Origin of the sequence: Parabacteroides provencensis (genome assembly GCF_900232875.1) — a bacterium.
Lineage (GTDB): Bacteria > Bacteroidota > Bacteroidia > Bacteroidales > Tannerellaceae > Parabacteroides > Parabacteroides chinchillae.
On the sequence record NZ_LT960491.1, the window covers coordinates 1 to 14,141 of the forward strand.

General features: G+C 37.3%; 17 protein-coding genes. 5 read left to right on the forward strand and 12 right to left on the reverse strand.

Features of this window, described 5'->3' with window-relative positions; translation table 11 throughout:
- Positions 1-129: 129 nt before the first annotated feature.
- Positions 130-669 carry a hypothetical protein gene (locus CTY47_RS13350; RefSeq protein ID WP_099465286.1) on the reverse strand — a complete coding sequence of 180 codons (540 nt, stop codon included), beginning with the start codon at positions 667-669 and terminating at the stop codon, positions 130-132.
- A gap of 154 nt (positions 670-823) precedes the next feature.
- Here CTY47_RS13350 and serB point away from each other — a divergent pair, with 154 nt between their 5' ends.
- The 3 genes from serB to CTY47_RS13365 are packed head-to-tail and all read left to right on the forward strand — an operon-like array spanning position 824 to position 2,871.
- Positions 824-2,050 (forward strand): phosphoserine phosphatase SerB, encoded by a 1,227-nt coding sequence (serB, locus tag CTY47_RS13355; RefSeq protein WP_099465287.1) that lies wholly within the window; start codon positions 824-826, stop codon positions 2,048-2,050.
- Between the two features lie 18 nt (positions 2,051-2,068).
- The gene (locus CTY47_RS13360; protein WP_099465288.1) at positions 2,069-2,371 is read left to right on the forward strand and encodes a Dabb family protein; all 303 of its coding nucleotides are present in this window, start codon (positions 2,069-2,071) and stop codon (positions 2,369-2,371) included.
- 26 nt (positions 2,372-2,397) lie between these two features.
- Positions 2,398-2,871, forward strand: coding sequence for a C-GCAxxG-C-C family protein (locus tag CTY47_RS13365; protein WP_099465289.1), 474 nt, complete (start codon positions 2,398-2,400; stop codon positions 2,869-2,871).
- A 4-nt stretch (positions 2,872-2,875) separates the two neighbouring features.
- Here the strand turns inward: CTY47_RS13365 and CTY47_RS13370 are convergent, their stop codons facing one another.
- The gene (locus CTY47_RS13370; protein WP_099465290.1) at positions 2,876-3,580 is read right to left on the reverse strand and encodes an MgtC/SapB family protein; all 705 of its coding nucleotides are present in this window, start codon (positions 3,578-3,580) and stop codon (positions 2,876-2,878) included.
- Positions 3,581-3,705: 125 nt separating this feature from the next.
- Between CTY47_RS13370 and CTY47_RS13375 the strand changes: the two genes are divergently transcribed.
- Positions 3,706-4,470, forward strand: a complete 765-nt coding sequence (locus CTY47_RS13375; protein WP_099465291.1) for an exodeoxyribonuclease III — start codon at positions 3,706-3,708, stop codon at positions 4,468-4,470.
- Between the two features lie 90 nt (positions 4,471-4,560).
- Here CTY47_RS13375 and CTY47_RS13380 read toward each other — a convergent pair whose 3' ends face one another.
- The 5 genes from CTY47_RS13380 to CTY47_RS13405 form a co-directional block, all read right to left on the reverse strand.
- Positions 4,561-5,472, reverse strand: a complete 912-nt coding sequence (locus tag CTY47_RS13380; protein WP_099465292.1) for a dihydroorotate dehydrogenase — start codon at positions 5,470-5,472, stop codon at positions 4,561-4,563.
- Positions 5,460-6,239, reverse strand: coding sequence for a dihydroorotate dehydrogenase electron transfer subunit (locus tag CTY47_RS13385; protein ID WP_099465293.1), 780 nt, complete (start codon positions 6,237-6,239; stop codon positions 5,460-5,462). Before CTY47_RS13385 ends, CTY47_RS13380 begins: the two co-directional genes overlap by 13 nt.
- Before the next feature lie 61 nt (positions 6,240-6,300).
- A complete protein-coding gene (locus CTY47_RS13390) occupies positions 6,301-6,750 on the reverse strand; it encodes a helix-turn-helix domain-containing protein (protein ID WP_099465294.1) in 450 nt (149 codons plus the stop codon).
- An 833-nt stretch (positions 6,751-7,583) separates the two neighbouring features.
- Positions 7,584-8,606 (reverse strand): DNA polymerase III subunit delta, encoded by a 1,023-nt coding sequence (holA, locus tag CTY47_RS13400; RefSeq protein ID WP_099465296.1) that lies wholly within the window; start codon positions 8,604-8,606, stop codon positions 7,584-7,586.
- Between the two features lie 12 nt (positions 8,607-8,618).
- Entirely contained in the window at positions 8,619-9,395 is a 777-nt protein-coding gene (locus tag CTY47_RS13405) for an AMP nucleosidase (protein ID WP_099465297.1), read from the reverse strand.
- A 46-nt stretch (positions 9,396-9,441) separates the two neighbouring features.
- On the opposite strand from CTY47_RS13405, the gene CTY47_RS13410 reads away from it, so the two are divergent.
- Complete coding sequence (locus CTY47_RS13410) at positions 9,442-9,897, forward strand: type I restriction enzyme HsdR N-terminal domain-containing protein (RefSeq protein WP_099465298.1); 456 nt, start codon at positions 9,442-9,444, stop codon at positions 9,895-9,897.
- Between the two features lie 414 nt (positions 9,898-10,311).
- Here the strand turns inward: CTY47_RS13410 and CTY47_RS13420 are convergent, their stop codons facing one another.
- The 5 genes from CTY47_RS13420 to nqrC form a co-directional block, all read right to left on the reverse strand.
- Positions 10,312-10,530: a hypothetical protein gene (locus CTY47_RS13420; RefSeq protein WP_099465300.1), complete on the reverse strand. Its 219-nt coding sequence runs from the start codon at positions 10,528-10,530 to the stop codon at positions 10,312-10,314.
- 198 nt (positions 10,531-10,728) lie between these two features.
- Complete coding sequence (nqrF, locus tag CTY47_RS13425) at positions 10,729-12,018, reverse strand: NADH:ubiquinone reductase (Na(+)-transporting) subunit F (protein WP_099465301.1); 1,290 nt, start codon at positions 12,016-12,018, stop codon at positions 10,729-10,731.
- A gap of 28 nt (positions 12,019-12,046) precedes the next feature.
- Positions 12,047-12,664 carry an NADH:ubiquinone reductase (Na(+)-transporting) subunit E gene (nqrE, locus tag CTY47_RS13430; protein WP_099465302.1) on the reverse strand — a complete coding sequence of 206 codons (618 nt, stop codon included), beginning with the start codon at positions 12,662-12,664 and terminating at the stop codon, positions 12,047-12,049.
- A gap of 23 nt (positions 12,665-12,687) precedes the next feature.
- Positions 12,688-13,317, reverse strand: coding sequence for an NADH:ubiquinone reductase (Na(+)-transporting) subunit D (locus tag CTY47_RS13435; protein ID WP_099465303.1), 630 nt, complete (start codon positions 13,315-13,317; stop codon positions 12,688-12,690).
- Positions 13,318-13,320: 3 nt separating this feature from the next.
- The gene (gene nqrC, locus CTY47_RS13440; protein WP_099465304.1) at positions 13,321-14,133 is read right to left on the reverse strand and encodes an NADH:ubiquinone reductase (Na(+)-transporting) subunit C; all 813 of its coding nucleotides are present in this window, start codon (positions 14,131-14,133) and stop codon (positions 13,321-13,323) included.
- Positions 14,134-14,141 lie beyond the last annotated feature (8 nt).

Below are 14,141 nucleotides of genomic sequence, written 5' to 3' on the forward strand. Positions count from 1 at the left end.
TAACATATCTCTCTGATTATGTACCATAAAGTTACTAAAAAATCGGCACATACACAAGTTTATCACTTGAATATATGCCGATGAATTTTAGATTCCATCAATGGAGAGATACTTTTTCAGTGCCCTCAATTAATTACCAGGCTTTTTCTTTATGTTTTCAGGAGGTGGCAAAGGCACACCTTCATTAATATATTCATCATATACAACCTTCGGATGATCTTGCGGTGAGGCCAAAATACTTTCCCCTTCAAAATTATCACGGCGAAAATTCTTCAACTTTAAGTTTTCCGCACTATAGTTTCTCAACGTTTCTTTTTTATCACCAAACAAAGAGCTATTCAGCACTTCCGAATTAAGTATATTCTCTTTTGGCGTTAACGATGGAAGGAGATTTTGCTCCAATAAGCCTCTGTAAGCTCCGATATACTCACACCAAACAGTTTTTCCACGTAAATAAATGCGATAGGTATAATTAGACCAGGCAGTAGTAACATGGACCTCTTCTTCCCAAATGTCGATTGAAGCCTCCGAGTCGAAATACGGATCCTTTATAACAACCCGTTTCAAGCCATGTTTTTCTTCCTTTACAAGGGTAAGCCATTTGTCTGAATGTAATACTTCGTCAATTATTTCGGGAAGCGTCTCTCTTATCTCAAACTGAATTCTCATACACATATGCCTGCCAGTCAGGACTTATTAAGGTCGCCAGGTTCTAAGTTAAACAATCCCTTTTTCTATATGTAACAAATATAGGGAAATTTGTTCGATGCTATGTCATATATTTACCTAATTCTTATGTACCTTTGCGCTATAATATCTTAATATGGTACAAAAAGACGAAATAATTCTGATTAATATAAACGGAACAGACCGACCTGGCGTAACTGCCGCCCTTACTGAAATATTAGCCAAGAACAATGCTGTTATCCTAGACATCGGCCAGGCCGACATCCATAGTCATTTATCACTAGGCATTTTGTTTCAAAGTACCGAAGGCAATTCCGGAGAAATACTAAAGGAGCTCTTATTTAAAAGTTATGAATTAGACGTGAATATCCGGTTTAAGCCAATTACGGAAGACGAATACAACCAATGGGTCGGCATGCAAGGCAAAAACCGTTATATTATTACTATTTTAGGTCGTAAATTAACAGCTAAACAAATAGCAGGCGTTTCGCGCATTGTTGCCGAACAGGATATGAATATCGATGATATCAAGCGACTTACCGGACGTATTCCGCTGGATGAAAATGCACGTACACCCAAAGCCAGTGCAGAATTCTCTGTTCGCGGTACGCCCAAAAACAAAGAACAAATGAAAGCTGATTTCATGAAGCTATCATCTGAACAGGAAGTAGATATCTCATTCCAGGAAGAAAGTATGTTCCGCCGTATGCGCCGCTTGATTTGTTTTGATATGGATTCTACATTAATTGAAACAGAGGTCATAGACGAACTGGCAGTACGTGCCGGTGTTGGAGATCAGGTTAAAGCCATCACAGAAGCAGCCATGCGTGGTGAAATTGATTTCTGTGAAAGTTTCCGCCAACGTTGTGCTTTACTGAAAGGATTGGATGTTTCAGTCATGCAAGAAATAGCAGAAAACCTGCCTATAACAGAAGGCGTAGATCGTTTGATGCATATTTTAAAGAAAGTCGGATTTAAAATAGCAATTCTTTCCGGAGGATTTACATATTTTGGCAACTACCTGAAACAGAAATACAACATAGATTATGTATACGCCAATGAACTGGAAGTTGCAGACGGCAAACTAACAGGTAACTATTTAGGCGATATAGTAGATGGTAAACGCAAAGCAGAATTACTCCGTTTGATTGCGCAAGTGGAGAACGTAGATATACGCCAGACTGTGGCCGTAGGCGACGGAGCAAATGACCTTCCTATGATTAGTATTGCAGGATTAGGTATTGCCTTCCATGCAAAGCCTAAAGTGAAAGCGACGGCCAAGCAATCTATTTCCACAATAGGATTGGATGGTATATTATATTTCCTGGGATATAAAGATTCGTACTTAGATGAGCAAATGTAACTGTTAAAATAGAAAGATATGGTCAGACACATTGTTATGTTCAAGTTAAAAGAGTTTGCAACTCCGGCTGACAAACAAGCCAAAATGCAAGAAATCAAAGAAAAACTAGAAGCTTTGATTAACAAGATAGATGTTTTGCGTATGATTCGCGTAGATTTCAATATCAATCCGGCGGAAACATGGGACCTAATTCTTACTACCGAACTTGATACTCTGGAAGACGTAAGCACATATGCCAACCATCCGGAACATGTTGCTGTATCTAAAGGAATTATAGGTCCGGTTAAAGCAGACAGAGCTTGCGTTGATTATAAATTCTGATAATCAACTTTTAATTTTGTATTATTATGAAAGACTTTGACATTGAAGAACGCGTAAAGCAAGCTATAGAAAATTTTAATTCTGGTTATAACTGTTCGCAATCGGTTTTTCTGGCTTATGCAGATGTTTTTGAATTAACTTTGGATATGGCTAAAATGATGTCCGGTTCTTTTGGAGGCGGTATGGGACGCATGCGTGAAGTTTGCGGAACAGTAAGCGCAATGTCTATGTTGGCAGGATTCAAATATCCGGTATTAGATACTTCTGACCAAGCTGCACGTACAAAAAACTACGCAATGGTGCAGAAAATGGCCGAATTGTTTAAAGAAAAACATCAAACAATTATTTGCCGCCAATTGCTTCCGGCTGCAGCGGCCGAATCAAACAGCCCTACTCCTTCTTTACGTACATCCGAATATTACAGCAAACGTCCGTGTGGCAAATTTGTTGAAGATGCAGCACGGATAGCCGGAAGGATGCTTAAAGGAGAGTTGGAATAGACATTTATGCCAATAATCTGATTTGGGATATATATCCAAGTTTTCGTATTTCAGCAAATAAGATGCTATACGAAGACTTGGATTTTACATTTACTTTATAAGTAATTATGGAAGTATTCTTATCATAATTATGTTCGTAAGACAAACTCACAATAAAGATGTTATTGTTTTCAAGGATCTCCCGTATGCCTTTTAAGTCTGGAGTTGAAGTAGAACAATTAATAGTCAGCACTTTATTCACGCCATCCAGATACATTTTTCTTTCTAAACGTTCCAAGGAAACCAAAACAAATAGCGTAAAAGCCGTTGCGATTCCTGCTGCCAGAAACATACCGGCTCCAACAGCCAATCCAATAACGGCCATCACCCAAATACAAGCAGCAGTTGTTAAACCATGAACACTGCCGTGGCTTTGTATAATAGCGCCGGCACCAAGGAAACCAATACCAGTCAATACTTGTGCAGCAATTCGTCCCGGATCACCATTCAGAAAGTTAGGATAACATTGTGGAATCCAAATAGAAATCAACATTGCTGCTGCCGAACCCATACAAATCAGCGTAAAGGTACGCATACCGGCATCCCGTCTTCTAAATTGTCGCTCTACACCAATAATTGCACCCAGAAAAAAGCTGATTGCCAATCGTACGGTTGCCGTATAAGGCGTTACAACCGTGCTATTAAGTATTTCCTGCAAATGATCAAGCATAATTGTTTCTTTTATTAACGCAAATATATAGAAATAATCTATCGTGTATACAGATTTCTAACAACATAAAATGGATGAAAGTTTGTATCTTTGGATCAAGATATTTATTTATAAGATAAAAAGATATGAAGATCATAACCTATAATGTAAACGGATTAAGAGCTGCAGTTGGAAAAGGTCTGCCCGAATGGCTTGCCAAAGAGGATCCTGATGTTTTATGCCTACAAGAAACAAAGCTCCAGCCAGAACAATTTCCGGCAGAAGTCTTTGAAAGCCTGGGATATAAGTCTTTTCTTTATAGTGCTGAGAAAAAGGGATATAGCGGAGTTGCCTTATTGACAAAAACGAATCCCGATCATGTAGAATATGGTATTGGTATAGAAAAATATGACAATGAAGGAAGATTTATTCGTGCTGATTTCGGCAATCTTTCTATTGTAAGCGTATATCATCCGTCAGGGACCAGCGGCGATGAAAGACAAGGTTTTAAAATGATATGGTTGGAAGATTTCCAGAATTATGTAGTTGAATTGAGAAAATCGCGCCCTAATCTGATTTTATGCGGAGACTATAATATATGCCATGAACCTATCGACATCCACGATCCGGTCAGGAATGCCAAAAACAGTGGATTTCTTCCAGAAGAAAGAGAATGGATGACGCGCTTCCTATCAGTTGGTTTTACCGATACATTCAGGTTTCTGCATCCTGATAAGCAAGAATATACGTGGTGGAGTTACCGGTTTAATTCGCGGTCTAAAAATAAAGGTTGGCGTATAGATTACTGTATGGTTACAGATTCCGTTAAGCCTTTACTTAAAGATGCTTACATATTAAATGATGCCGTACATTCAGATCACTGTCCGGCCGTTTTGGAGATTACGGAATAAGAAAAAAGCTAAAAGGAGAAAAGATCCCATTCGGATAAAATTCATATTTCTTTCGAGAGAAATCCAAATTCCTTCCGAATGGGATTTATTTTAAACGTCTAATGCACCTATCAATTCGCTGGCAGATTTAAAACCGTGGCGATTACAATATTCATTCAAGCCATCAATTACTTTAACAGAAACTGTAGGATCTATAAAATTATAAGTACCGATCTGTATGGCAGTTGATCCTGCCAGCATAAACTCTACGGCATCTTTCCAATTTGAAATGCCGCCTAATCCGATAATAGGAATCTTTATGGCCTTATAAGTCTGCCAAACCATACGCAAAGCCACTGGTTTCACACACGGACCAGACAAACCTCCCGTAACTGTAGACAATACCGGTTTACGCTTTTCCGCATCAATAGCCATTCCCAGCATCGTATTTATAAGAGATACAGAATCTGCACCTTCTGCTTCTACCGCTCTGGCAATTTCCGTAATATCCGTCACATTAGGAGATAATTTAACTATCAGTGTTTTAGGATAAACCTTACGGACTGCACGGACTACTTCTGCAGCTCCACCACAAGTGACCCCGAAAGCCATACCGCCTTGTTTCACATTAGGGCAGCTAATATTTAACTCTATTGCCGGAATTTTATCTAATTCTGCTATTTTTTCGGCACATTGAACGTAAGTTTCAACGGACGATCCGCTTACATTTACAATCATGTGTGTATCAATATCCTTAATTTCAGGATAAATATGTTCAGCAAAATAATCAGCACCTTTATTCTGAAGACCTACAGCATTCAACATACCTGCAGGTGTTTCTGCCATACGCGGATAATTATTGCCTTCACGAGGTTGAATGGTTGTCCCTTTTACAAAAATACCACCTAAACGGGTAATATCTATTAAATCGGCATACTCGATACCATATCCGAAAGTTCCGGATGCAGTCATAACCGGGTTTTTCAACTCCAGGTTACCAATATTTACTTTCAATTCAGCCATGTCAACTTATTTATATTAAATACAGGTCCTTCGGTACACACACACACATGATGGCCTTCGTTATCCTTTTCAACACAACATAAACATGCTCCGATACCGCACGCCATCGTATTCTCCAAAGAAACTTCACATGTAATAGACTCAGATGCCGCATATTTAGCTACAGCAACCATCATTGGCTTAGGTCCACATGTGTAAATCCTATCAAAATGTAGAGCTTTTAGTATAGAATGATTGGTTACATATCCTTTTTCACCCAAAGAGCCGTCTTCTGTTGTAACATATACGGTACCAAATTGCTCAAATTGTTCCAATTGTAATACATCTTCCTTTGAGCGAGCACCTAAAAGAAACATAGGTTCCAATCCTGCACCTTTTAGTATAGCGCCAAGATATAGCATTGGGGCCGTTCCGACACCGCCGCCAATCAGTAAAACTTTTTCAGTATTACATTCCGGAATGGTAAACCCATTTCCTAAAGGTAAAATAATGCTGATAATATCCCCAGGACGATATTCGGCCATTTTTCGGGTTCCATCTCCAACTAATTGTATAAGCAACCATAGCTCATTAGTTTCCTTATCTATATAATTGATAGAAATAGGACGACGAAGAAATGTCGTAGGAGAGTTATCTACACGAACCTCCACAAATTGGCCCGGAATCATTTCTGGTAGAGTCTGATCGGAGGTTAGCTTTAGTAGGCAGTAATTTTTATGAAGGCGACGATTTTCAGTAACCTTCATATCTAAGATGTACTTCTTCATATATGATCACTCAATTTGAGTACAAAGATACATGAATATGGTATATATACCCAATATTGAGCTAGTCTTTCTTATTTTTTTCTGATACAAAAGTATCGAATGTATTATCTGAATAAAAAATCATTATTTTACTTACATTTTTAGAAGGTTTTTCTATTGGTATAACTTGTTCAACAACAGTTTGTTTACAAGTGTTTACTGGTGTCTCAACCCCATTTTCCCTGCGATATTCGGGAACAACTTGTACTACGGGCGGATTTATTGGAGTATTAGAAAATAAATTCGGCTCTGTTAATACATGTTCTCTTATCATTTCGCCTTTTCCAAATAACAACCAGTCAGAATCTACATAAGTAAATCTCTCCAATATCTTAATAAGTACGTCTAAACTTGGATTATTTCTACCTGATATAATATGTGACATAGCAGAACGTTGAATCCCGATAGATTCAGCAAATTTAGAAGGGGTAAGTCCTTCCCGTTCCATTAATTTTAATATACGATCTCTCATTATCTCTGATAGATATTATTGTTATGAAAACACTGACAATATGACTTGTTTACAATAATGATATACACATTTGTAGAACGACACAAATATATATTATTATTTCCATTTGTGCAATTTATTTTTATAAATCCAACCAAATACAACAGTAACGCAAAATATACAATGGTATACAACACAGTTGTAAACATCTAAAAAAGCTTAGTGAAATAGTATAAAGTAAAACTTAAGTCATTGTATATAAACAACTGTTTATATGATAATTATAATGTATAAATGGACGTAATAAAGGCTTCTTGTTTACATTTAGATTAGTAATAAAGGCAAAGTTTAAATAAGAAAATCAATAAACTTATATAAAATCCTGGTTTTTGATTATTTATACTTTAATGTATCGTAAATAGATAATTGAACTTTTTATGCTGTTCACTTTACTAATATATACACTATACATATGTAACACAAATGTATGATTGTATTTATGTAAACGCTATAATCATGTATATTACTTTTGTAATTGGGTTTACATTTGTTACAGGAGTAAATCATATCACATTTGTAACAAAAAGAGAATGCCCCTATTTAAAGTTACTGTCATATTGTCTTATTTACAAAAAAGGGAATAATACTAACAATGATAAAAAGCCTAAACCCCCTATTATCGGCAGTATTTCTGTACAATTATGTTGACCGTTGTAAATATTAAATTCTCAGGAAGTAAAAAATGATGTAAACGACTGAAATATAAAAAGAAAAGGCACTTTTTCAGAATAATTATTTCTTTTATTCTGGAAAAAGTGCCCTTTCCTCCTTATTCAAATTGATAAAATATAGGCTCAGTGTAATATTTTAAATAAAAGTTCTTTTAGTAAATCCGAATCAGTGGCAGAACTATTCTCTACACCTTTTGATCTTGCGTCGGTAGTTCGTATATCCCCGATCAAATTAAAAACTTTCATTGCAGGATAATTTCTTAAACCGGTAATATAATCCTTCACCTGAAAATTACCTCTTAAACCTAATGCAGCCATAAGCCCCGCTTCCGAACGATCTTTTGTATAATAACAAATCAAAAGATTAGAAAAATAATTAAACAACACAGGAAGTGTCATTTGTATCGGATTATTTTTTGGATTTTTTTCAAAGTATTGCGCTATACGATTTGCTTTAAGTATATCTTTCGAAGCTAAGGCTTTTATTAATTCAAAATTATTATATTCTTTACTTATCCCGATGTTCTGTTCGATCATTTCTGGAGTGATGCGTTTTAAGTCCTTTTCAGGCAATAAAATTGCCAACTTGTCCAATTCCTTATTCAGGCGGCTCAAATCGTTCCCAAGGAAGTCTGAAAGCATCTGAGAGGCTTTCATGTCGATATCTATAGCCCGCTGTTTCATTAATGAAATGATAAAAGTAGGCATTTTGTAATCCGGTACTTTTTTTGACTCAAATAAAACACCTGTTTTTTCCGTTGCTGCAGCTAGAGATTTCCTTCTATCCAGATTTTTATATTTATAATTTATAACAAGCACCGTAGATGCTAATGGATTCTTTACATAATTAGTCAATAATTCTATATCCCGCACCATTTGTGCTTCGCGCACAACGATGAGCTGATAATTAGACATCATAGGAAATCTACGTGCAGCATTGATTATTGCCGAAGCATCCGTATCTGCACCATACATAATAATTTGGTTAAAATCACGCTCCGATTCTTCCAAAACACTGTCTATCAACAAATCAGTAATTCTATCCATGAAAAAAGGTTCGTCACCCATCAATACATAAACAGGTTGAAACTTTTTTGCAGTTATATTCCTACAGATTTCTTCAAAATTATATTCTTTTTTAGCCATCCTTATACCATGTTACCAGCTGAAACGAATATGACGAATTGTTTTCTTTCCATTTATTATCTGCAACAAAGCCTCTATTCCCAACAGGACATGTTCACCTACAAAGCTTTGTGTCACTTTCCGGTCACTTTCTTCGGTTTTTACCCCTCCTTCATCCATTGGTTTATCAGAAATCATAAGTAAAGCACCAGTCGGTATTTCATTGGCAAAACCGGCGGTAAGTAATGTTGCAGTTTCCATATCAATGCCTGTAGCGTGTGTTGAACGCAGATAATCCTTAAAATCCCTATCGTACTCCCAAACCCTACGATTCGTAGTATATACTGTCCCCGTCCAGTAATCGCGCCCTTTATCACGGATGGCGGATGAAATAGCACGTAACATGGAAAATGCCGGTAATGAAGGAACTTCCGGCGGCAAATATTCATTAGAAGTACCTTCACCCCGAATGGCAGCTATAGGAAGAACGTAATCTCCTAAGTTATTTGCTTTTTTCAGGCCACCACACTTGCCTAAAAATAATACAGCCTTCGGTTTTATAGCTGATAATAAATCCATTATAGTTGCAGCATTCGCACTCCCCATTCCAAAATTAATGATAGTAATACCTTCTGCCGAAGCGTTAGGCATTGAACTTTTCAGTCCTAAAATCGGAACTTTAAAATGATCAGCAAATATCTCGACATATTTAGTAAAATTCGTCAGAAGAATATACTTAGTAAAGTCTTCCAGCCTCCGCTCTGTATATCGAGGCAACCAATTTTCTACGATTTCTTGTTTTGTTTTCATAAATAACTACCTTTGATGGTAAAATATTAATTAGCAAATATAGTAAATGCTCTCGTTAAATTTACCAACATTCGCTGTCAATATAGCCGAAAAAGAAGGGAAGCGCATGATTTTGGATATTGTAAGACGCAAATACGTAGCTCTCACTCCAGAAGAATGGGTACGGCAACACTTTGTTAATTATCTTTTTACTACAAAAGGGTTTCCACATGAACTTTTGGCCAATGAAGTCTCCATCAAACTAAATAACACGTCAAAACGTTGTGATACAGTAGTCTACAATCGTTTTTTAATTCCTTTAATGATCATAGAATATAAAGCTCCTCACATAGAAATAACGAAAGAAGTATTCGACCAAATTGCAAGATACAATATGGCTTTAAAGGTAGAATACCTGACAGTAAGTAATGGTATACACCACTTCTGTTGCAAAATTAACTACAACTCACAAACATATACTTTCCTGGAAGATATACCCGAATATACAGATTTGGGGAAATAAAAAACTTTCTATCCTTAAAAAAAGACAGAATATTCACATTATAAAATGCCTCTCCCCTTATCCTTCAACACATAAACTGTAGACGGATAAGGGTTCGTCAGCCCAACCATTGATAAGGAGGAGGCAAATAGCTTTTCCTAAAAAAGATATCTGACAAAAAAACACGGATTGTTACTTTTCCGGAAAAAACAAAAATAGTTTCAGGAGAGAAAGTTCTATTTTGGAATTCCATTCCGGGGAAAGGGTATAGTATCAAAATAAAACTCTGCACAATAGACAAAACAGTAAACCACAGAGAATCTTGAATATATTGAGTTGAAAAATATTGCATATTTTGTACGTTACTAATTAAATTGCAACAAACATAGCAATATTTATTTATCAAGCAAATAATATCTGACCAAAAAGATGTTTTTAATTAAAAAAACTATTTTTTCCCATCATCTCGAGTATATTCAAATTCATTTTCTTTGCATATAACTCGATAGAATCTGATTTATGTTCATATCTCATGGCTTCAGGTGTAGTAGTAATAACCTGTTCCGGAGTACGTAGTTTCATATCTTTCTCCTTATCAAAGAATAAAGAATAACCCAATAACACTACAAAAAATGATAATATCAACGGCTTCATGTCTACTTCTTTTAAATCTACATTAGCTTAGATGTAATTATAACGCTAAACGCTGCATTATATTTCATGTTTTTTGCAGAATAAGGTAATTTATTTTCTTTTTCCGCAAAAAAACACCTGTTAATGTGCTTTTTTTAGAAACAAAAACGGGGAAAGAATGTTCTCCTTTCCCCGTAATAAATAAACCGTGATTTATCTTTAAGCTCCAAAATCATCGAAGTGTAACATCTCACGCGGAACACCCAGATTATCAAGCATATTTTCTACAGCTTTTGACATTGGGCCCGGACCACACATATAGTACTCTATATCTTCAGGAGCTTCATGATCCTTCAAATAAGTATCATAAATTACCTGATGAACAAAACCTGCCGTATATTTTACACCTGCAGCATCTGCAGCAGGATCCGGACGATCCAATGCCAAATGGAATGTAAAATTAGGAAATTCCTTTTCAATTGACAGGAAATCCTCCAAATAGAATACTTCATTCAATGCACGGGCACCGTAGAAGTACGACATTTTACGATCCGTAGTCCTCAATGTTTTCGTCATATGCATAATCTGAGCACGTAGAGGAGCCATACCGGCACCACCACCAACCCACATCATTTCGCGCTTAGAGTTAAAAATCGGGTGGAAATCACCATAAGGGCCGCTCATAGTCACTTTATCACCCGGCTTCAGGGTAAAGATATAAGAAGACGCGATACCTGGCATTACATCCTGGAATCCAGGACCCTGATCTTTCGGTTTGAACGGCGGAGTAGCAATACGTACAGTCAACATGATACGATCGCCTTCTGCCGGATAGTTAGCCATTGAATAAGCACGGATAGTCGGCTCGTCATTCTTACATTTCAAGCCGAATAAGCCAAAGTTTTTCCAGGCTCCCATATATTCGTCGCCAATTAAGTTCTTATCTATATCCTTGTCATAGTCCATAGAATAAGCAGGAATCTTAATCTGGGCATAAGAGCCCGGAATAAAGTCCATGTGTTCTCCCTTCGGCAAAGCAACGATAAATTCTTTGATAAAAGTAGCAACGTTCTTATTGCTGATAACTTCACATTCCCATTCTTTAACCCCGAATACTTCATCCGGAACCTGAACAGTCATATTTTCCTTCACTTTACACTGGCATGCCAAACGCCAATTATCTTTCACCTGCTTACGAGAGAAAAATCCCTTTTCTGTTGGCAAAATTTCACCACCGCCTTCAATAACCTGAGCACGGCACTGTCCACATTTACCACCACCACCACAAGCTGACGACAAGAAAATACCGCCACTCTGCAAAGCGCCAAGCAGCGTTCCACCTATAGGAGTTTCTATTTCTTTTTCCCCATTTACCTCCAGCTTCACATTACCGGACGGTACCAATTTTGCTTTAGCGTACAACAATGCACCTACAAGGATCAGTGTAACCAAAAGGAATACAACTGCTCCTGTTGCAATAGTAAGTCCGCCAGACATTAATAAAGTCATCTTTATTTCTGATTTAATGCGTTAATACTTAGATCTTAAGTCCGGAGAAGCACATAAATGCAATACCCATCAGACCTGTAATGATAAAGGTAATACCCAGACCTTTCAATGGTTTAGGGATATCTGAGTAAGTCAATTTCTCACGGATTGCAGCCATACCAACAATAGCCAGCATCCATCCGATACCAGAACCTAAGCCATAAACAGTAGCAACTCCCACGTTAGGGAATGCTTTCTGCTGCATAAACAACGAACCACCCAAGATAGCACAGTTTACAGCGATCAGAGGTAAAAATATACCCAATGATGCATACAATGACGGTGAAAATTTTTCGACAGCCATTTCAACTAACTGTGTAAAAGAAGCGATTGTAGCAATAAAGAGGATAAATGAGAGGAAGCTCAGATTTACATTCTGAAAATCAGCCCCTAACCAACTAAGCGCTCCTTCTTTCAATACATAGTTCTCAAGCATATAGTTAATAGGCAATGTACAAACAAGGATGAATGTTACCGCCATACCTAATCCTAAAGCAGTCTTCACATTCTTAGAAACAGCCACGAACGAACACATACCCAAATAGTATGCGAAAATCATGTTGTCAACAAAGATTGAGCGGACAAATGTGCTTAAATATTGTTCCATTCTATTTTCTGTTTAATGGTTTCTTAATTTTCCTGTAGTTCTTTGTTACGTGAACGGTGAACCCATATAATTACGGCGACAACGATCAGGGCCATAGGAGGCAGAATCATCAACCCGTTGTTTACATAGCCGAAGTCATAAAATGCCTGCGGGATAACCTGGAAGCCCAGCAATGTACCAGAACCAAGTAATTCACGAAAGAATCCAACAATAATCAGAATCAACGCATATCCTAAACCATTACCGATACCGTCCAGAAAAGATTCCCACGGACCATTACCCAAAGCAAATGCTTCCAGACGACCCATCAGAATACAGTTTGTGATAATCAAACCTACAAATACAGACAATTGCTTATTGACATCATAAGCAAAAGCCTTCAGAACTTCACTTACGATTGTTACCAAAGCCGCAACAACTACCAACTGAACGATAATACGTATACGATTAGGAATCGTATTACGAAGCAGTGATATAATTACATTGGCAAAAGCCACGACAGCCGTTACTGAAATACCCATTACAATAGCCGGCTCCAGTTTTGATGTTACAGCCAATGCAGAACATATACCCAGCATCTGAACGATAACGGGGTTGTTTGCACTCAACGGGCCTAACAACGTTTCCTTATTCTTATTAGATAATAATCCCATTTTTTACTGATTTTGTGAAGTTAAAAACTTAACATAGCCATTCAAACTATTGAACAACATGGCATCAACACCTTTACTTGTAATTGTACCACCGGAGATGCCGTCAATATAATCCTGACCGGCAACACTCTTTCCTGGTTTTACAACAGCAATAGACTTGAATACACCATCTACAAAAATATGTTTACCAACAAACTCTTTGCTGAACGCAGGCTTAGAAATTTCAGCACCCAGACCCGGAGTTTCTCCTTGGTGGCTAAAATCTGCGCCATAAACTGTATTCTTATCCTGGTCCAAAGAAATGTAACCCCAAAGCGGTCCCCAAAGCCCTGCACCATGCAAAGCCAAAATATATTTGGTTTCACCGTCTACATTTGCAATAAATACCGGATACTCATGTTCTGCTGCTGCTTTCACCACATCAGCGCTAAATGCGTCACCTTCTACTTTTTCACCATTTTCATTAACTAAGAATGCTTCCTTAATCAATTCATTATATTTGGCTTCGGCTTCAGAAGCAGGAACCGTTACATTAATAGAACGAAGAATCTGTTGTCTCTTATCGTTTTCTTCATTCTTTTGCTGGAAAGATCTCAGGGATTGAGACGTAAAAGCCAGCACAACTGCAACTAATACAACCATTACGGATGCATATATTATAGTATAAGCATTACTATTACGGTCTATTCCTTTCTTCTCAGCCTTTACTTCTTCAAATTCTGAAGCAGGAGCTGCACAAATAGGACACACGTCAGGCGCCTTATCTCCTTCGTGGACATAGCCACATACTTTACATCTAAATTTCTTTGTAGCCATACTCCTTC

What these genes read in the sequence shown, in the direction of transcription:
- nqrE (WP_099465302.1), bottom strand. Translation starts at nt 12,664, where the DNA reads ATGGAACAATATTTAAGCACATTTGTCCGCTCAATCTTTGTTGACAAC.
- CTY47_RS13420 (WP_099465300.1), bottom strand. Translation starts at nt 10,530, where the DNA reads ATGAAGCCGTTGATATTATCATTTTTTGTAGTGTTATTGGGTTATTCT.
- CTY47_RS13375 (WP_099465291.1), top strand. Translation starts at nt 3,706, where the DNA reads ATGAAGATCATAACCTATAATGTAAACGGATTAAGAGCTGCAGTTGGA.
- CTY47_RS13350 (WP_099465286.1), bottom strand. Translation starts at nt 669, where the DNA reads ATGAGAATTCAGTTTGAGATAAGAGAGACGCTTCCCGAAATAATTGAC.
- nqrC (WP_099465304.1), bottom strand. Translation starts at nt 14,133, where the DNA reads ATGGCTACAAAGAAATTTAGATGTAAAGTATGTGGCTATGTCCACGAA.
- serB (WP_099465287.1), top strand. Translation starts at nt 824, where the DNA reads ATGGTACAAAAAGACGAAATAATTCTGATTAATATAAACGGAACAGAC.
- CTY47_RS13410 (WP_099465298.1), top strand. Translation starts at nt 9,442, where the DNA reads ATGCTCTCGTTAAATTTACCAACATTCGCTGTCAATATAGCCGAAAAA.
- CTY47_RS13360 (WP_099465288.1), top strand. Translation starts at nt 2,069, where the DNA reads ATGGTCAGACACATTGTTATGTTCAAGTTAAAAGAGTTTGCAACTCCG.
- nqrF (WP_099465301.1), bottom strand. Translation starts at nt 12,018, where the DNA reads ATGACTTTATTAATGTCTGGCGGACTTACTATTGCAACAGGAGCAGTT.
- CTY47_RS13405 (WP_099465297.1), bottom strand. Translation starts at nt 9,395, where the DNA reads ATGAAAACAAAACAAGAAATCGTAGAAAATTGGTTGCCTCGATATACA.
- CTY47_RS13370 (WP_099465290.1), bottom strand. Translation starts at nt 3,580, where the DNA reads ATGCTTGATCATTTGCAGGAAATACTTAATAGCACGGTTGTAACGCCT.
- holA (WP_099465296.1), bottom strand. Translation starts at nt 8,606, where the DNA reads ATGGCTAAAAAAGAATATAATTTTGAAGAAATCTGTAGGAATATAACT.
- CTY47_RS13365 (WP_099465289.1), top strand. Translation starts at nt 2,398, where the DNA reads ATGAAAGACTTTGACATTGAAGAACGCGTAAAGCAAGCTATAGAAAAT.
- CTY47_RS13380 (WP_099465292.1), bottom strand. Translation starts at nt 5,472, where the DNA reads ATGGCTGAATTGAAAGTAAATATTGGTAACCTGGAGTTGAAAAACCCG.
- CTY47_RS13390 (WP_099465294.1), bottom strand. Translation starts at nt 6,750, where the DNA reads ATGAGAGATCGTATATTAAAATTAATGGAACGGGAAGGACTTACCCCT.
- CTY47_RS13385 (WP_099465293.1), bottom strand. Translation starts at nt 6,239, where the DNA reads ATGAAGAAGTACATCTTAGATATGAAGGTTACTGAAAATCGTCGCCTT.
- CTY47_RS13435 (WP_099465303.1), bottom strand. Translation starts at nt 13,317, where the DNA reads ATGGGATTATTATCTAATAAGAATAAGGAAACGTTGTTAGGCCCGTTG.